Source organism: Micromonospora sicca, assembly GCF_003172935.1.
Lineage (GTDB): Bacteria > Actinomycetota > Actinomycetes > Mycobacteriales > Micromonosporaceae > Micromonospora > Micromonospora sicca.
In genome coordinates this window covers 1-16,358 of the sequence record NZ_QGKS01000455.1, presented here as the reverse complement: position 1 = coordinate 16,358, position 16,358 = coordinate 1, and the positions used below count along the sequence as shown (strand labels likewise).

Sequence of the window (16,358 nt, the reverse complement as noted above, 5' to 3'; positions counted from 1 at the left end):
GCTGCTGAGATGACCACGATCGCCATCCCCGAGGGGATGCCGCAGTACGACGACGTGCCGCGTTTCGACGTGGCCGCGGTGCGCGCCGACTTCCCGATCCTCGACCGGGAGGTCAACGGCCACCGGCTGGTCTATCTCGACAGCGCCAACACCGCGCACAAGCCGCGGCAGGTGCTCGACGTGCTCGCCGAGCACTACGCGATGCACAACGCCAACGTGTCGCGCTCGGTGCACACCCTGGGCACCGAGGCGACCGAGGCGTACGAGGGGGCGCGGGCGAAGGTCGCCGCGTTCATCAACGCGCCGAGCGTGGACGAGGTGGTGTTCACCAAGAACTCCACCGAGGCGATCAACATCGTGGCGTACGCGTTCTCGAACGCCTCGCTGCGGCCCGACGCCGACCCGCGGTTCCGGCTGGGTCCGGGCGACGAGGTGGTGATCTCCGAGATGGAGCACCACTCGAACATCGTCCCGTGGCAGCTGCTCTGCGAGCGGACCGGCGCGACCCTGCGCTGGTTCCCGGTCACCGAGCAGGGCCGGCTGGACGAGTCCGGGCTGGACGGCCTCGTCACCGAGCGGACGAAGATCGTCTCGCTGGTGCACACCTCGAACATCCTCGGCACGGTCAACGCCACCTCCCGGATCACCCAGCGGGTCCGCGAGGTCGGCGCGCTGCTGCTGCTCGACTGCTCGCAGTCGGTGCCGCACATGCCGATGGACGTGGTCGACTACGACGCCGACTTCATCGTCTTCACCGGCCACAAGATGTGTGGTCCGACCGGCGTCGGCGTGCTGTGGGGCCGGGGCGAGCTGCTCGCCGCGATGCCCCCGGTGTTCGGCGGCGGCTCGATGATCGAGACGGTCAGCATGGCCCGGTCGACGTTCGCCGCGCCGCCGGCCCGGTTCGAGGCGGGCACCCCGCCGATCGCCGAGGCGGTCGCGCTCGGCGCGGCGGTGGACTACCTCAGCGGCGTCGGCATGCGGGCCATCCAGTGGCACGAGAAGGAGCTGACGGCGTACGCGCTGGACGCCCTCGCCACCGTGCCCGGGCTGCGGATCTTCGGCCCGAACGTGCCGGTCGGCCGGGGCGGGACGATCTCCTTCGCGCTCGGCGACATCCACCCGCACGACGTGGGGCAGGTCCTGGACTCGCTCGGCGTGCAGGTGCGGGTGGGGCACCACTGCGCGAAGCCGGTGTGCAGCCGGTTCGGCGTGCCCGCCATGACGCGGGCGTCGTTCTACCTGTACACCACGACGGAGGAGATCGACGCGCTGGTGGCCGGTCTGGAGCAGGTGCGGAAGGTGTTCGACTGATGCAGCTCGACCAGCTCTACCAGGAGATCATCCTGGACCACTACAAGCACCCGCACGGCCGTGGCCTGCGGGACGCGGTGGACCCGGACGCCCGGGTCGGCGAGGCGCATCACGTCAACCCGACCTGCGGTGACGAGATCACCGTGCGGGTGACCACCGACGGAAAGGTGTTCACCGACATCTCGTACGACGGCATGGGCTGCTCGATCAGTCAGGCCTCGGCGAGCGTGCTGCACGAGCTGCTGCGCGGCCGGGCCGCGGACGACGCGAGCGTGGTGCACGAGGCGTTCGTCGAGTTGATGTCCGGGCGTGGCCAGGTCACGCCGGACGAAGAGGTGCTCGGAGACGGGGTGGCGTTCGCGGGTGTCGCGCGCTACCCGGCCCGGGTGAAGTGCGCGCTGCTGTCGTGGATGGCGTTCAAGGACGCCGCGGCACGCGCCGGCGTGGGCGTGAGCCCTACGGAGGTGAAGGCATGAGTTCTGAGGAGACCACCGGCACGGCGGCCGGCGCTGTGGCGGAGGCCGGCGCGGCTTCGGCGGCGACCGGCGGCAAGGCGGCCGTCCCCGACATCGAGGAGGCGATGAAGGACGTCGTCGACCCCGAGCTGGGCATCAACGTGGTCGACCTCGGCCTCGTGTACGGCGTGCACGTCGACGACGACAACGTCGCCACGCTGGACATGACGCTGACCTCGGCGGCGTGCCCGCTCACCGACGTGATCGAGGACCAGGCTCGGCAGGCGCTGACCACCGGCCCCGGTGGGGGACTGGTCAACGACATCCGGATCAACTGGGTCTGGCTGCCGCCGTGGGGCCCCGACAAGATCACCGACGAGGGCCGGGACCAGCTCCGTTCCCTCGGCTTCAACGTCTGACCCGACTGCGGTCGGTCGTCATCGAGCGCGGTGCCCCAGGGGCGCCGCGCTCGACGCGTTTCCCCGCCTGCCGGCAGGCGGATGCCCTCCGCCCGCCATGATCGTTTGCGGTTCGCGGGCCTGACCCGCCGGGTGGAAAGACCGAGGACGTCAGACGATCTTGTCGGGCCCCGGGGTCCCGCCTCGGTTCCCGGCGGCGGCCCCGGCCGTCGGCGCGAAATCCGCTTCCACCGCCCCTCCGGCGCGGCCACAATGACCCGGTGACCGATCTCCGCATCCGCCCAGCTGTCCCCGCCCACGCCGTCGTCGACGCGGGGCGACAGCAGCAGGCCGACGCCGGGAGGTGGTCCGGGCCCGCCCGCCATGGGTGACGCCCTCCTCGCCGGCCTGCTCGCCGGCTACGGCGTCGCCATCCCGGTCGGCGCCATCGCGATCCTCATCCTCGGGCTCAGTGCCCGTACCTCGTTCCGGGTCGGGGCGGCCGCGGCGCTCGCGGTGGCCACCGCCGACGGGCTCTATGCTGCCGTCGCGACGATCGGCGGCGCGGGACTGGCCGGCGTCATCGCCCCGGTCGCCGGCCCGCTGCGGGTGGCCGCCGCGCTGGTGCTGCTCGGGCTCGCCGCCCACGGGCTGCGCTCCGCCTGGCGTGCCCGCCGGCCGGACGCCGGGCCGCCGCCGGCCCGCGTCGGCAACGGGCTCACCACGCCGGGTCGGGCCTTCGCCGGGGTGCTCGGGTTGACCCTGCTCAATCCGGCCACCGTGCTCTACTTCGCGGCGCTGGTGCTCGGCCGGCGGGACGCGGCCGACCCGGACGCCGCCGCCGCGGCGCTCTTCGTGGCGGGCGCGTTCCTCGCCTCGGCGAGCTGGCAACTGCTCGTCGCCGGCGGCGGCACGCTGGTCGGCCGGGCACTGGCCGGACCCCGGGGCCGGCTGGTCACCGGGCTGGTCTCCAGCGCGCTCATCGCCGCCCTGGCGGTGGCCACCCTGCTGCCGGCCTGACCGGGGGCCGGGCGCGCGGATCTGCTGCCCGGCCGATCCGGGGCCGGGAGCGAGTATCTGCTGCGCGGCTGACCGGCCGGGAGCGAGTATCTGCTGCGTGGCTGACCGGGGGCCGGGAGCGCGGATCTACTGCCCGGCCGATCCGGGGCCGGGAGCGAGTATCTGCTGGGCGGCTGACCGGGGGCCGGGAGCGCGGACGTGGCCGGCCGTGCCGTAGGTTCGGGCGGTGACCAGCCGACCCGCAGCCGGGGGCGGCCGGTGGGTCGAGGTCGACCCGGCCCGCGTCGCCCGCTGGGTCGAGGGCTTCGCCGACCGGCACGGCCCGCCCACCACCACCGTCGAGGCGTACGGCCTGCTGCTGGCCGCCCCGGACGGCGCGACGGCCGAGCTGCACACCCCGCCCGGGGCTCCGGCCGCCGCCGACGTACCCGGCTTCGTGGCCGCGGCCGCCGCGCCGCGTCGGCTCGGCCTGCTGCTGGCCCGCAAGGGCGCGGCGGCGGTCGGCGTCGCCGTGGGAGAGGAGCTGGTGGTCTCCAAGGTGGACACCCGGTACGTGCAGGGGCGGACCGCCGCGGGCGGCTGGTCCCAGCAGCGCTTCGCCCGACGCCGGGACAACCAGGCGAAGGCGGCCCTGGCCGACGCGGTGGAGCTGGCCGTCCGCCTGCTGCTGCCGGAGGCGGCGATCCTGAGCGCCCTGGTCTGCGGCGGGGACCGTCGCGCGGTGGACATCGTCCTGGCCGAGCGGCGGCTCGCGCCGCTGGCCGCGCTGCGCGCCGAGCGGCTCCTCGACGTGCCGGAACCCCGGCACGCGGTGCTGGTCGGCGCGATCGCCGCCGCCCGTGCGGTGCGGATCCTGGTCCGCGACCCGGCACCCGACCGCGCCGGCTGACCTCAGCGGTTGGCGGCGGTACCCGCGGTGGCCGCACCCGCCGAGGAACCAGGGGCGGCAGTCGCGTCCCATAAGAGCAGTTTCCGCACAAAATATGCGGTGTTGTGCGCCCGGCGAAGGGAGTATGAGCAGTGGAGTTTCTTGTTGACATGGTCACCACGGTGCCGAACGGCACGTCAGACGATGAGGTCGCCGAGATGCGCAAGCGCGAGGCGGCGCGGTCGGCCGAGCTGGCGGCGCAGGGCAGTCTTCTGCGGCTGTGGCGGCCGCCGCTGGCGCCGGGCGAGTGGCGTACGTGGGGACTTTTCCGCGCGGACGATGCGGATCAGCTGGAAATGGTCCTCGCGTCGATGCCGCTGCGCGCGTGGCGGCACGACTCCGTCACGCCGTTGTCACCGCATCCGAACGACCCGGGTCAGCCGGCCCGGTAAACCGGACCGGGTCGCCCGACGGGATCCATGCCATGCCGGTGTCGAGACCGAGCGTGCCGACATGGCGCGTCACCCTTACCCGCCCTGCCGCCCGCTCTCATCCGCCCATCCGCCCAACAGCACGGGAGACCACCATGACCAGCACCGAGGCGCAGATTCTGCGTACCGTCCTCGACCAGTGGAGGTCCGCCGTCAACGCCCACGACCCCGATCGCGTCGCGTCGTACTTCACCGACGACGCGATCTTCCAAGGCCTGCACCCGTACACCGTCGGCCGCGACGGCGTCGCCGGGTATTACGCCGCCCAGCCGATCGGCCTGACCGCCGCGTACGACATCCGCGAGACCCGGCGCCTGGTCGACGACCTTGTCCTCGGCTACCTGAGTGTGGATTTCGCCTTCACCGACCGGCCGGTCCTGACCGTCCACCTCGGCGTGATCGTGCGCCGGATCGGCGAGGCCTGGTTCATCAGCCACTACCAGGTATCCCGGCTCGGATGACCACAAGCCCTCGATGACCAAGTCCTGCCCGGACGTCATGCATGTGGTGCCCGCACGGCGATCGTGATGCCACCACGGAGGGACCCCGGCGCTGGGTCGCCCGCCACGGCGCCGAGGTCCTGGTGCGGTGCGGTCGGCGTCAGAGGCTGCCGCCGAAGGTGTCGCAGGCCTTCGGGTCGCCGGTGGAGTAGCCCTTGGTGAACCACTGCTGGCGCTGCTCGGAGGTGCCGTGGGTGAACTCGTCCGGGTTCACCGGCCGGCCCGAGCGCTGCTGGATCGCGTCGTCGCCGATCTTCTCGGCGGTGTCGACCGCCTGCTGGATGTCCTGCTCGGTGACGCTCTTGAAGATCTTCTGCCCCTGCGCGTCGGAGGTGCCGGTGGCGTTCTTGGCCCAGGCGCCGGCATAGCAGTCGGCCTGGAGCTCCAGCTTCACCGACAGCGCGTTCGCGTTGTTCGGGTCGCGCTGCTGCTGGCGGCGCATCTGCGCCTCGGTGCCGAGCAGGTCCTGGACGTGGTGACCGTACTCGTGGGCCAGCACGTACGGCTGGGCGAACTCGCCTTCGGCGCCGAGTTGGTCGGCGAGGAGCTTATAGAAGGTGAGATCGATGTAGACGAGGTCGTCGGCCGGGCAGTAGAACGGACCGACGCCCGAGTCGGCCTGCCCGCAGCCGGTGTTGACGCCCTGGCTGAAGAAGACGGTCTTGGACGCCTGGTACTGCTCGCCGAAGACCTCCGGCAGGGCCTTGGTCCAGTACGCCTGGATCGAGTTGACGTACAGGGTGTTGCGGCAGTCGAGCTGCTCCAGCGCGTCCTGCGCCGAGCACTTCTGCTGCAGCGAGGTGTTGTCGCCCTGCTGCGACCCGCCGCCGTCGTTCATCGCGTTCAGCCCGAAGCCGCCACCGACCAGCGCGACGAGGACGGCGATGATGAGGCCGACGATGCCCCCGCGCCCGCCGCCGATCGGGATCGGAATGCCCATCCCGCCGCCTCCGCCGGACCCCCGCCGGTCGTCCACCTGGCTGGTGTCGATCCGCGCGTTCTCGTTCAGCTCCATGTTGACCCCGATCACCGATTGATCCGTTTGTGGTGGTTGCGGTACCGGACCGGGTCCGGACGGCATTTCGGTACCCGATGATCTTGCCCGGTAATCCGGACGGGGTGTCGCGGGCGGCCCGGTACACTTGGCGGGTGCTGCGCTGCGAAGGCTGAACGGCCCCGCGCCGACGGGAAATCGAACCCGCCGGCGCTTTCGCGTGCCCTGAGTCAGCCCTTCCGGAACCCCGAGAGCGAGTACCCCGAGATGATCACTGCCACCGGCCTGGAACTGCGCGCCGGTTCCCGGATCCTGCTGTCCGACACCACCCTGCGGGTGCAGCCGGGCGACCGGATCGGCCTGGTCGGCCGCAACGGCGCCGGCAAGACCACCACGCTCAAGGTGCTGGCGGGCGAGGGCCAGCCGTACGCCGGGCAGATCGACCGGCGCAGCGCGATCGGCTACCTGCCGCAGGACCCGCGGACCGGTGACCTTGAGGTGACCGGGCGGGACCGGGTGCTCTCCGCCCGGGGACTCGACGTGCTGATGGCCCAGATGCAGGAGATCGAGGCCAAGCTCGCCGACGGCGTCGACGAGAAGCTGGTCCGCCGGTACGGCGCGCTGGAGGACCAGTTCGCCTCCCTCGGCGGATACGCCGCCGAGGCCGAAGCGGCCCGGATCTGCGCCAACCTCGGCCTGCCGGACCGGGCACTCGCGCAGACCATCGGCACCCTGTCGGGCGGCCAGCGCCGCCGCATCGAGCTGGCCCGGATCCTGTTCCGCGACGCCGGCGAGAACGGTGGCGGCATCCTGCTCCTCGACGAGCCGACCAACCACCTCGACGCCGACTCGATCACCTGGCTGCGCGGCTTCCTGGCCAACCACAAGGGTGGCCTGATCGTGATCTCCCACGACGGCTCGCTGCTGGAGTCGGTGGTGAACAAGGTCTGGTTCCTCGACGCCACCCGCTCGGTGGTGGACGTCTACAACCTGGGCTGGAAGGCGTACCTGGCGGCGCGGGAGACCGACGAGCGGCGTCGCCGGCGGGAGCGGGCCAACGCCGAGAAGAAGGCCGGCGCGCTGATGGCCCAGGCCGACAAGATGCGGGCCAAGGCCACCAAGACGGTCGCCGCGCAGAACATGGCCCGCCGCGCCGAGAAGCTGATTTCGGGCCTGGAGGAGGTACGTCAGGCCGACAAGGTGGCCAAGGTGCGCTTCCCCACCCCGGCGCCGTGCGGGAAGACGCCGCTCACCGCGACCGGCCTGTCGAAGTCGTACGGCTCGCTGGAGATCTTCACCGACGTCAACGTGGCGGTGGACCGCGGTTCCCGGGTGGCCATCCTGGGCCTCAACGGCGCCGGCAAGACCACCCTGCTGCGGATGCTCGGCGGCCTGCTGGAGCCGGACACCGGCGAGGTGCACGCCGGGCACGGGCTGCGGCTGGGCTACTACGCCCAGGAGCACGAGACGCTGGACGTGGACCGGACGATCCTGGAGCACATGCGCAGCGCGGCCAGCGACCAGACCGACACGGACCTGCGCAAGATCCTCGGCGCGTTCCTCTTCTCCGGCGACGACGTCGACAAGCCCGCCGGGGTGCTCTCCGGCGGGGAGAAGACCCGGCTGGCGCTGGCCACCCTGGTCTGCTCCGGCGCCAACGTGCTGCTGCTCGACGAGCCGACGAACAACCTCGACCCGGTCAGCCGGGAGCAGGTGCTCGACGCGATCGCCCGCTACCCGGGCGCGATCGTGCTGGTCACCCACGACCCGGGCGCGGTCCTGGCGCTCAAGCCCGACCGGGCGATCCTGCTCCCCGACGGCGACGAGGACGCCTGGAGCGACGACCTCCTCGAACTGGTCGAGCTGGCCTGACCCACCCCACCCCCCGTTCCCGGTGCGTCGATCATGACGTTGTTGTCATCCGACACGGCTTGGGGTCACGACAACACCTTCATGATCAACCCTGGGGGTCAGGTGGCGAGGTCGGCGAGGCGGGGGAGGACGCCGGAGGCGACCAGGATCGCCGCGCCGATCGCGATGAAGACCGCGGGGACCAGCCAGTGGCCGGCGCGGCCCACCAGCCGGACCACCCGGGGATGGCCGCCCAGCAGGGCGGCGGCCGCGCACCAGACGGCGACCAGGACGGCGAAGACCAGCAGCCACACCAGCCCGGTCGCCGGGTCCAGCGAGCGGAACACCGGCACGTAGACCGCGATGTTGTCGGCGCCGTTGGCGATGGTCACCCCGGCGACCCCGAGCAGGCTGCCGACCACGGCCGGCGGCCCGTCGTCGGCGGCGCGGGCGAGCAGCGCGCGGACCCCGAGGCCGATCGGCAGCAGGCCGAGCAGCCCGGTCCACGGGTCGGGTACGACGAGCAGCCCGGCCGCGACCACGACCGCCGCGCCGACCAGCGCGCCGATGCCCAGATACTGGCCGGCGACGATGTGCCAGGGCCGGGGTCGGCCGGCGCCGCGGGCGGCCACGAAGAGCACCGTGAGCACGACGATGTCGTCGACGTTGGTCGCGGCGAACACGAGGGCGGCGGCCGACGCGGCGGCGAGCAGGTCGGTCACCCGAGGCAGCGTACGGCCCGACGGGCGGACCGGCGAAACATGATCCATCGACCGGGTGGCCCGACGGAGCCGGTCCGGCACCCGCCTGTCAGCCGGTCAGAAGGATCACTCTATCGGGAAGCTGACATCGCATAGCGTGTCGGTTGGCGAAGAGTTGATATCTGGCGCATGATCGTTCGAGACGGTCTAATAGGTGGGACCGTATCCGAACCGCACAGTCTGCGACGTGAGGAATCAGCATGGCCTCCACTGGCACAGCCACCAGCACTGAGAAGGGTCGCCGGATCATCGGGGCCGAGCGCCAGACGCTCGCCAAGGACCTGGTAAAGCGGTACACCTCTGGTGAGAGCATCCGTGCGCTGGCGGCCTCGACCGGCCGTTCCTACGGGTTCATCCACCGGGTGCTCACCGAGTCCGGGGTGCAGCTGCGGCAGCGCGGCGGCGCCCGGCGCCGCAAGAAGGCGTGACCCGCCCGCCAGCGTCGTCCATCACCGCCGTGCCCCGGGCTGTCCGGTGACCGCCGAGACGACCGGGGTGCGACTCGACTGCGACGGGCCGGTCGCGACGGTGACGTTGTGCCGGCCCGACGTGCTCAACGCCCAGACCCCGGCGATGTGGCGCGCGATGAGCGACTTCTCCCGGGAGCTGCCCGGCGACGTCCGCGTCGTCGTCGTACGCGGCGAGGGGCGGTCCTTCTCCGCCGGTCTCGACCTGTCGGTGGCCGGCGCCACCGGCCCGGGGTCCTTCGCCGAGCTGTCCACCCTGCCCGAGCAGGAGTGCGCCGACCGGATCGCCGAGTTCCAGGGCGGTTTCACCTGGCTGCACCGCCCCGACGTGATCTCGGTGGCCGCCGTCCAGGGGCACGCCATCGGCGCGGGCTTCCAGCTCGCCCTCGCCTGCGACCTGCGGGTGCTCGCCGAGGACGCCAGGCTCTCCATGGCCGAGGTGACCCTCGGTCTCGTCCCCGACCTCGCCGGCACGAAGCGCCTGGTCGGGCTGGTCGGCTATGCCCGGGCGCTGGAGATCTGCGCCACCGGCCGCCGGATGGACGCCGCCGAGGCCGACCGGATCGGCCTGGCCAACCTCGTCGTGCCGACCGCCGAGCTGGATGGCGCGGTGCGGGACCTGACCGCCGGCCTGCTGGCCGGCAGCCGGGACGCGGTGGTCGAGATCAAGGCGCTGCTCACCGGCGCCAGTGGTCGTAGCCACGCCGAGCAGCAGCGCGCCGAGCGGGAGGCGCAGACCCGCCGCCTGCGTGATCTGGCGGGTCGGGGAGAATAGTCCGGACGGCGAGGCGTGACTAGTTGTCGATTTTCTCTGCATGTCTATCCATGGTTGCTTGTTGTGCATAGTGTCTACCGGATCGGGTGAGTTTGCCGGGCGGGGTGGCGTTGTCCCCGCGGCAGGAACTGGTGAAGGATCCGCTGGTGGCCGTGCGTGCCGAGGAACTCGAAAGAGCGGACCTAATCGAGGCTGGTCAGCGGTGAAGGTCACGCGCATCGCTTACTCGACGGGCATGAACGCGGGTAAGTACGCCGCCTTGGTGGAGCAGGCCCGTCGGTTGGGTCGGGTGCGTAGTGAGGTGTGGCAGCGTTACGGCTCGATCAACGGTGCCGGGGTGGGGTTGCGGGACCGGCAGGTGCGGGACCGGTGGCTGGCTGACGGCACGCACGTGCGGTTTGGTGTGTTGGCGAATGCGTGGAAGGAAACCGTCCGCGACGCGATGGCCGACATCGCAGCGAACCTGGAGGCGGCCAAGGTTGAGGTGCGTCGGGCGGTCCTGCGGCGCACGAGCGATCCGGTCGAGCGTGAGCGGATGTTCGACGCGTTGAAGGCCGACCGGTGGGCTGGCAATCGGTTCCTGGCTCGGCAGATGCGCAAGCACTGGAAGCGCGGGAAGAATCGCACGCACGATCAAATTGTGGTGCGCGCCGACAAGTACAAGACGACGGTTGATGGGCGGGGCCGGTTGTGGCTGGCGGTTCCCGGTCTCAAGCCCCGCAAGATGGTCAAGATCCCGCTGTCGACGACGGTCGCGCCGACGGGGACGCTGCGGCTGATTCTGCGCGGCGGTCGGGTCGAGGTGCACTATCAGATCGACGCGTCGCAGGTGCGGTCGTCGCAGCGGCCGTGCGGGCAGCGGATGGTCGGTGTGGACAAGGGCTACACCGAAGCCCTCACCGACTCCGACGGCCAGCCCCACGGTGTACAGCTCGGCGTACTGCTGACGAGCGAGTCGGACCGGTTGAAGGAACGCAACCGGCGTCGGGCGAAGCTGCGCTCGATCGCCAACACCGCGGCCCTGCGTGGTGACCAAGCGAAAGCCCACCGGATCAAGGTCAACAACCTCGGGACCGTGAAACGGGACCGGCAGGCTGCCCGGCACCGCGCCCGGGTGCGTACGGAGATCTTCACCGCCGTGCACCGGGTCGTGGACAAGGCCGCCACCGTGGTCGCCGAAGACCTCACCAAACGCTTCGCCGGACGCAAGAAGCTGGGTAAGAACATCAACCGACGTCTCGCCGCGTGGACCAAAGGAGTCACCGCCGAGGCTCTCAGAAGCGTGTCGGAGCGCAGAGGTTCTGCGCTCGTTCCCGTCAACTCCGCCTACACCTCACAAACCTGTCACCGCTGCGGCCGACTCGGCCGACGCAGCGGGGACCGGTTTCACTGCACCTGGTGCGGGGTGGTGTGGCAGGCCGACGTGAACGCCGCGATCAACATCCTGCACCGGGCAGGCGATCCCGACATCGCCCTGCACACCCCGCACCACAAGGTGAGGCAGATCCTGCAGGACAGGACCGATCGCCACCGGACCAGACTGTCGGTCCAGGACTCCAGCCCGGCCACCACCGGACGGAGAGCGAAACATCCGAACCGCTCGGCAATGAGCAAGAAGTAGGAAGCAGAATAGTAAGGACCGTCGGGGAAGATCTGGGTTACTCGCGAGGTTGTCGTAGTCGTCGGGAGAATTGACCCGACGGCCCAGGCTGCCCACGACCCGGAGGTGACGAGTGTCCAGTCCGATGAACGGCGGGGGCATGGCGGGCTGGAGCATGCTCCGGTCGATGCGCAGCCAGGATGAGGTGACCGCGCACCAGCTCAAGCGCGGCACCGCGAAGCGGATTGTCGCCTTCGCGCGGCCGTACCGGCGCGACATCCTGGTCTTCCTGGTCACCGTGGTGATCGCCGCGGTCATCGGGGTGGCGACCCCGGTGCTCGCCGGTGACGTGATCAACGCGATCAACCGCGGCGGCGCCGAGGCCGGCTCGGCGGTCGTCCGGCTCGCCGTCGTCATCGCCGTGCTGGCGGTGGCCGACGCGCTGTTCTCCCTGGCCCAGCGCTGGTACTCCGCGCGGATCGGCGAGGGCATCATCCTCGACCTGCGCACCCGGGTCTACGACCACGTGCAGCGCATGCCGTTGCAGTTCTTCACCCGGACCCAGACCGGCGCTCTGGTCAGCCGGCTCAACAACGACGTGCTGGGGGCCCAGCGGGCCTTCACCTCAACCCTGTCCGGCGTGGTCAGCAACGTCATCCAGCTGGTGCTCACCGCCGGCGTGATGTTCACCCTCTCCTGGCAGATCACCACGCTCTCGCTGATCCTGCTGCCGATCTTCATCATCCCGGCCCGCCGGGTCGGCAAGCGGCTCGCCGAGATCACCCGCGAGTCGTACAACCTCGACGCCAAGATGAACGCGACGATGACCGAGCGGTTCGGCGTGGCCGGGGCGCTGCTGGTCAAGCTCTTCGGCTCGCCCGAGCTGGAGGCGCGCCGCTTCGCGGGCCGCGCCGAGCGGGTGCGCGACATCGGCATCCAGTCCGCCATGTACTCGCGGACCTTCTTCGTCGCGATGCTGCTGGTGGCCTCCCTGGCCCAGGCGCTCACCTACGGCCTGGGCGGCTGGCTCGCGGTCACCGGCGGGGTAAGCGCCGGCACCGTGGTCACCCTCGCGCTACTGCTCACCCGCCTCTACGGGCCGCTGACCGCGCTCTCCAACGTCCGGGTCGACGTGATGAGCGCGCTGGTCTCCTTCGACCGGGTCTTCGAGGTGCTCGACCTGCGCCCCGGCATCGAGGAGAAGCCGGACGCCGTCCGGGTGCCCCGGGGTAACGGCCGGGTCGAGTTCCGCGACGTGCGGTTCCGCTACCCGAGCGCCGCCGAGGTGTCACTGGCCTCCCTCGAGGAGGTCGCCACCCTGGACCGGACCATCAACGAGCCGGTGCTCAAGGGCGTCTCGTTCACCGTGGAGCCCGGGCAGATGGTCGCCCTGGTCGGCCCCTCCGGCGCGGGCAAGTCGACGCTGTCCATGCTGATCTCCCGGATCTACGACGTGAGCGACGGCCAGGTGCTGGTCGGCGGCGTCGACGTCCGGGACGCCACCCTCGCCTCGCTGCGCGACGAGATCGGCGTGGTCACCCAGGACTCGCACCTGTTCCACGAGACCATCGCGGAGAACCTCCGCTACGCCAAGCCGGACGCCACCGACGACGAGATCTGGGCCGCGCTCGCCGGCGCGCAGGTCGCCGACCTGGTCCGGTCCCTGCCGGACGGGCTGGAGACCACGGTCGGAGAGCGGGGCTACCGCTTCTCCGGCGGCGAGAAGCAGCGCATCGCCATCGCCCGGCTGCTGCTGAAGGCGCCGTCGATCGTGATCCTCGACGAGGCCACCGCACACCTGGACTCGGAGAGCGAGGCGGCCGTGCAGCGGGCGCTGTCGGTGGCGCTGACCGGCCGTACCGCGCTGGTGATCGCGCACCGGCTCTCCACCGTCCGGGACGCCGACCAGATCCTCGTCCTCGACGAGGGGCGGATCGTGGAGCGGGGCCGGCACGACGAACTGGTCGCCGTCGGCGGCCTCTACGCCGAGTTGTACCGGACCCAGTTCGCGGTCGCCGACTCGCCCACCCCGTACGTCGACGCCACCGGCGCGGAGCCGGTGATCACCATGCCGATGGTCACGTACGTGGCCGACGAGGCGATGCCGCCCGCCGCGGCGAACTGACCCGGCGGCGACGGACACCGGAGATCAGCCGGCCGCCGCCGCGCGCAGCTCGGCGAACGCGGCGCCGAGCGTTTCCGGGGTGAAGTGCGCGTTCAGGCCGCTCGGGTTGGGCAGCACCCAGAGCCGGGCCGCGCCGAGCAGTTCGGGCTGCGGGCCGAACGTCGCCTTCGGCCGGGCGAACCCGATCCGGTACGCGGTCACCCCGACCACCGCCACCCACCGCGGCCGGTACCGCTCGACCTTCCCGGTCAGGATGTCCGCACCGGTCAGCAGCTCCTCGGCGGTCAGCTCGTCGGCCCGGGCGGTGGCCCGGGCCACCAGGTTGGTGATGCCGAGCCCCCAGCCCAGCAGCTCGTCCTGCTCGCTGGGGTGCAGTTGGCGCGGGGTGAACCCGCCCCGGTGCAGCGCCGGCCAGAACCGGTTGCCCGGCCGGGCGAAGTGCCAGCCGGTGGCCGCCGACCAGAGCCCCGGGTTGATCCCGACGAAGAGCACGTCCAACCCGGGCGCGATCAGATCCGGCAGGAGCTTGTCGGCCGCCGCCGCCAGCTCCTCCCGGCTCGGTCGGGGATGGCGGCGGCCCACCGGGTCGGGGGAGGGCACACCGGCCTGCCGGCGGCCGGCCCGAGCCGGTCGTTCGCTGCCCGTCACAGGCCGCGCAGCGCGCCGCCGTCGACCGGCACGGTGACCCCGGTGACGTAGCTCGCGGCGGGGGAGAGCAGGAACGCGGCGACCCGGCCGAACTCCGCCGGCTCGCCGATCCGGCGCAGCGGGATGCCCGCCTCCGCCTCGGCGCGGGCTCGCTCGGCGTCTCCGGTGGCGGCCAGCAGTTCCCGGTTCCGGTCCGTCATGATCCGGCCCGGCAGCAGCCCGACCACGCGTACGCCGCGCGGACCGTACTCGTCGGCGATGTCCTTGGCCACCCCGGCCAGGCCGGGGCGCAGCCCGTTGGAGATGCCCAGACCGGGCACCGGCGAGCGGGCCGAGGTGGAGAGCACCAGTCCGATGGCGCCGCCGTCGGTGAGCGCGGCGGCGACCGTCCGGGCGGCGCGGACGCTGCCCAGGAAGACCGTCTCGAAGGACTCCCGCCACTGCTCGTCGGTCACCTGGGCGGCGGTGCCCCGGGGTGGCCCGCCCACCGAGACGAGCGCCCCGTCGAGGCGGCCGAACTGTTCCCGGGCGGCGGCGACCAGGCGCCCCGGCGTCTCCGGGGCGCTCAGGTCGGCGGTCAGCCCGATCGCCCGCTCCGGGCCGCCGAGCGCCTCGACCGCCGCGGCCACCCGCTCCGGGGCGCGCGCCGAGATCACCACCCGGGCGCCGTCCGCGACGAGGTGTTCGGCGGTGGCGAAACCGAGGCCGCCGGAGGCGCCGGTGAGCACGTACACCCGGCCGGCCAGTCCGAGATCCATGGGCCCGATCGTGCCGTACCGCGGAGCGCCGCGCCAACCGGGTCAGCGCCGGGCCGGGCGCAGCAGGCGTACCCGACCGGCGAGCTGCACCGCGACGGCGCCGCCGGCCCGGCCCACGGCCGGGAGTCGACGCGGCCGGGGGGCGCGGCGACCGTCGTAGCGGGTGACGGCTTCGCGGGCGGCCAACTCCTCCGCGCCGAGCGCCGGCAGCGTGCCCCGGTCGCGCAGCTCCCGGGCCAGGTCCCAGCCGTCGCGCAGCGACCCGTTCGTCGGGCGGCCCGCCGCCCAGTCGGCGAAGGTCGCCGCCCAGGCGGCGCCGAGGCCGGCGGTGAGCAGCGGCCAGTGCCGGGCCACGTCGCCGCCGCGCTTGCGCAGCAACGCGCGCCGCGCGGCGTCGACCGGCGCCGGGGCGAATCCGGACGGCAGCGGACCGCCGGCGACCAGCGTCGCGACCAGCTCCGCCTGCCGGGCCGCCAGGTTGTCGGCGGGGCCGGGACCGCCGGTCGGTGGCCGCCCGGCCGGAGCGGGGACGGGCGGCCCCGGGCGGCGGCCGGCGGTGGCCGCCGGCGCCGAGGTGACCGCCGCGCCGGGCGCGGTGTCGGGGCCGGTCACGTGACCACCGGGAATCCGGCGGCGGCGGCGAGCGCGTCCAGCTCGCCGCGCAGCTCCGTCGCCGGCGGGTAGTGCCCGTCCCGCTCCAGCAGCAGGGCCGGCGGCCGGCGTCGGGCGCAGAGCTCGCGGACCAGGTCCAGCACCTCCGCGGGCACCGGGTCGGTGTGCGTGTCGTGGTAGAAGCCGCCCTGCTCGGCCCCGCCCGCCACATGCACGTAGGCGACCCGGTCCAGCGGCAGCCGGTCGAGCAGCGCGAGCGGGTCCGCGCCCCGGTTGCGGGCGTTGGCGTGCACGTTGGCGACGTCGAGCAGCAGCAGCGCCCCGGTGGCGTCCAGGATCTCCGTCAGGAAGGCCGCCTCGTCCAGTTCGTCGTCCGGCCAGTCGAAGAGCGCGGCGATCGGCTCCAGCGCGATCGGCACCGGCAGCTCCGCCTGCGCCCGCCGGACGTTCGCCACCACCGCGGCGACCGCCTCCCGGCTGCGCGGTAGCGGCAGCAGGTGCCCGGCCTCCAGCCCGCCGGCCCGGACGAACGCGATGTGCTCGCTCACCAGTGGCGCGTCGACCAGCGCGGCCACCCCGGCCAGGTGGGCCACCCGGGCCGGATCGACCGGCTCGGCGCCGCCGAGGGAGAGCTTCACCCCGTGCGGTACGACGGTGACGCCGCGCCCGCGCAGCTCGGCGAGGCCGGGCGGCAGCGGCCCGGCCGCGGCGACTGTCTCGG

At 72.5% G+C, this 16,358-nt stretch carries 18 protein-coding genes; 12 read left to right on the top strand and 6 right to left on the bottom strand.

Annotated features, from left to right (window positions below; translation table 11 throughout):
* The first annotated feature begins 9 nt into the window (after nucleotides 1–9).
* From DKT69_RS33940 to DKT69_RS33910, 7 genes are all read left to right on the top strand, one after another.
* A complete protein-coding gene (locus tag DKT69_RS33940) occupies nucleotides 10–1,314 on the top strand; it encodes a cysteine desulfurase (protein ID WP_109805486.1) in 1,305 nt (434 codons plus the stop codon).
* Nucleotides 1,314–1,790 carry a Fe-S cluster assembly sulfur transfer protein SufU gene (gene sufU / locus DKT69_RS33935; protein ID WP_109805485.1) on the top strand — a complete coding sequence of 159 codons (477 nt, stop codon included), beginning with the start codon at nucleotides 1,314–1,316 and terminating at the stop codon, nucleotides 1,788–1,790. Before DKT69_RS33940 ends, sufU begins: the two co-directional genes overlap by 1 nt.
* The gene (locus tag DKT69_RS33930; protein WP_109805484.1) at nucleotides 1,787–2,188 is read left to right on the top strand and encodes a metal-sulfur cluster assembly factor; all 402 of its coding nucleotides are present in this window, start codon (nucleotides 1,787–1,789) and stop codon (nucleotides 2,186–2,188) included. Before sufU ends, DKT69_RS33930 begins: the two co-directional genes overlap by 4 nt.
* Before the next feature lie 363 nt (nucleotides 2,189–2,551).
* Entirely contained in the window at nucleotides 2,552–3,187 is a 636-nt protein-coding gene (locus DKT69_RS33925) for a LysE family transporter (protein ID WP_109805483.1), read from the top strand.
* 226 nt (nucleotides 3,188–3,413) lie between these two features.
* Nucleotides 3,414–4,076 (top strand): acVLRF1 family peptidyl-tRNA hydrolase, encoded by a 663-nt coding sequence (locus DKT69_RS33920; protein WP_109805482.1) that lies wholly within the window; start codon nucleotides 3,414–3,416, stop codon nucleotides 4,074–4,076.
* A gap of 131 nt (nucleotides 4,077–4,207) precedes the next feature.
* On the top strand, nucleotides 4,208–4,507 hold the full coding sequence (locus tag DKT69_RS33915) for a muconolactone Delta-isomerase family protein (RefSeq protein WP_109805481.1): 300 nt from the start codon (nucleotides 4,208–4,210) through the stop codon (nucleotides 4,505–4,507).
* Nucleotides 4,508–4,641: 134 nt separating this feature from the next.
* Nucleotides 4,642–5,007, top strand: a complete 366-nt coding sequence (locus tag DKT69_RS33910; protein ID WP_109805480.1) for a YybH family protein — start codon at nucleotides 4,642–4,644, stop codon at nucleotides 5,005–5,007.
* A 139-nt stretch (nucleotides 5,008–5,146) separates the two neighbouring features.
* On the opposite strand, the gene ypfJ is transcribed toward DKT69_RS33910, so the two are convergent.
* Complete coding sequence (gene ypfJ / locus DKT69_RS33905; RefSeq protein ID WP_109805516.1) at nucleotides 5,147–6,061, bottom strand: KPN_02809 family neutral zinc metallopeptidase; 915 nt, start codon at nucleotides 6,059–6,061, stop codon at nucleotides 5,147–5,149.
* Nucleotides 6,062–6,307: 246 nt separating this feature from the next.
* On the opposite strand from ypfJ, the gene DKT69_RS33900 reads away from it, so the two are divergent.
* Entirely contained in the window at nucleotides 6,308–7,912 is a 1,605-nt protein-coding gene (locus DKT69_RS33900) for an ABC-F family ATP-binding cassette domain-containing protein (protein WP_109805479.1), read from the top strand.
* A 98-nt stretch (nucleotides 7,913–8,010) separates the two neighbouring features.
* Here the strand turns inward: DKT69_RS33900 and DKT69_RS33895 are convergent, their stop codons facing one another.
* Nucleotides 8,011–8,613 (bottom strand): cadmium resistance transporter, encoded by a 603-nt coding sequence (locus DKT69_RS33895; protein ID WP_236648521.1) that lies wholly within the window; start codon nucleotides 8,611–8,613, stop codon nucleotides 8,011–8,013.
* Between the two features lie 239 nt (nucleotides 8,614–8,852).
* Between DKT69_RS33895 and DKT69_RS33890 the strand changes: the two genes are divergently transcribed.
* The 4 genes from DKT69_RS33890 (at nucleotide 8,853) to DKT69_RS33875 (ending at nucleotide 13,619) form a co-directional block, all read left to right on the top strand.
* Nucleotides 8,853–9,080 (top strand): helix-turn-helix domain-containing protein, encoded by a 228-nt coding sequence (locus DKT69_RS33890; protein ID WP_109805478.1) that lies wholly within the window; start codon nucleotides 8,853–8,855, stop codon nucleotides 9,078–9,080.
* A gap of 46 nt (nucleotides 9,081–9,126) precedes the next feature.
* On the top strand, nucleotides 9,127–9,894 hold the full coding sequence (locus DKT69_RS33885) for an enoyl-CoA hydratase/isomerase family protein (protein WP_109805477.1): 768 nt from the start codon (nucleotides 9,127–9,129) through the stop codon (nucleotides 9,892–9,894).
* A gap of 70 nt (nucleotides 9,895–9,964) precedes the next feature.
* Nucleotides 9,965–11,515 carry an RNA-guided endonuclease TnpB family protein gene (locus DKT69_RS33880; protein ID WP_201749997.1) on the top strand — a complete coding sequence of 517 codons (1,551 nt, stop codon included), beginning with the start codon at nucleotides 9,965–9,967 and terminating at the stop codon, nucleotides 11,513–11,515.
* Between the two features lie 124 nt (nucleotides 11,516–11,639).
* Nucleotides 11,640–13,619: an ABC transporter ATP-binding protein gene (locus DKT69_RS33875; protein WP_109805475.1), complete on the top strand. Its 1,980-nt coding sequence runs from the start codon at nucleotides 11,640–11,642 to the stop codon at nucleotides 13,617–13,619.
* A gap of 24 nt (nucleotides 13,620–13,643) precedes the next feature.
* On the opposite strand, the gene mug is transcribed toward DKT69_RS33875, so the two are convergent.
* The 4 genes from mug to DKT69_RS33855 all read right to left on the bottom strand — a co-directional run.
* Nucleotides 13,644–14,219: a G/U mismatch-specific DNA glycosylase gene (mug, locus tag DKT69_RS33870; RefSeq protein WP_109805514.1), complete on the bottom strand. Its 576-nt coding sequence runs from the start codon at nucleotides 14,217–14,219 to the stop codon at nucleotides 13,644–13,646.
* A gap of 44 nt (nucleotides 14,220–14,263) precedes the next feature.
* Entirely contained in the window at nucleotides 14,264–15,025 is a 762-nt protein-coding gene (locus DKT69_RS33865; RefSeq protein WP_109805474.1) for an SDR family oxidoreductase, read from the bottom strand.
* A gap of 42 nt (nucleotides 15,026–15,067) precedes the next feature.
* Nucleotides 15,068–15,502, bottom strand: coding sequence for an SCO6045 C-terminal-like domain-containing protein (locus DKT69_RS33860; protein ID WP_109805513.1), 435 nt, complete (start codon nucleotides 15,500–15,502; stop codon nucleotides 15,068–15,070).
* Between the two features lie 131 nt (nucleotides 15,503–15,633).
* A partial coding sequence (locus DKT69_RS33855; RefSeq protein WP_109805473.1) for an MbnB/TglH/ChrH family RiPP precursor modification enzyme occupies nucleotides 15,634–16,358 on the bottom strand: 725 nt, incomplete at its 5' end.

Excerpts from the sequence above, each read along its gene's own strand:
- DKT69_RS33900 (WP_109805479.1), top strand. The coding sequence starts at position 6,308 with ATGATCACTGCCACCGGCCTGGAACTGCGCGCCGGTTCCCGGATCCTG.
- DKT69_RS33925 (WP_109805483.1), top strand. The coding sequence starts at position 2,552 with ATGGGTGACGCCCTCCTCGCCGGCCTGCTCGCCGGCTACGGCGTCGCC.
- DKT69_RS33930 (WP_109805484.1), top strand. The coding sequence starts at position 1,787 with ATGAGTTCTGAGGAGACCACCGGCACGGCGGCCGGCGCTGTGGCGGAG.
- DKT69_RS33865 (WP_109805474.1), bottom strand. The coding sequence starts at position 15,025 with ATGGATCTCGGACTGGCCGGCCGGGTGTACGTGCTCACCGGCGCCTCC.
- DKT69_RS33890 (WP_109805478.1), top strand. The coding sequence starts at position 8,853 with ATGGCCTCCACTGGCACAGCCACCAGCACTGAGAAGGGTCGCCGGATC.
- ypfJ (WP_109805516.1), bottom strand. The coding sequence starts at position 6,061 with ATGGAGCTGAACGAGAACGCGCGGATCGACACCAGCCAGGTGGACGAC.
- DKT69_RS33910 (WP_109805480.1), top strand. The coding sequence starts at position 4,642 with ATGACCAGCACCGAGGCGCAGATTCTGCGTACCGTCCTCGACCAGTGG.
- DKT69_RS33940 (WP_109805486.1), top strand. The coding sequence starts at position 10 with ATGACCACGATCGCCATCCCCGAGGGGATGCCGCAGTACGACGACGTG.
- sufU (WP_109805485.1), top strand. The coding sequence starts at position 1,314 with ATGCAGCTCGACCAGCTCTACCAGGAGATCATCCTGGACCACTACAAG.
- DKT69_RS33875 (WP_109805475.1), top strand. The coding sequence starts at position 11,640 with ATGAACGGCGGGGGCATGGCGGGCTGGAGCATGCTCCGGTCGATGCGC.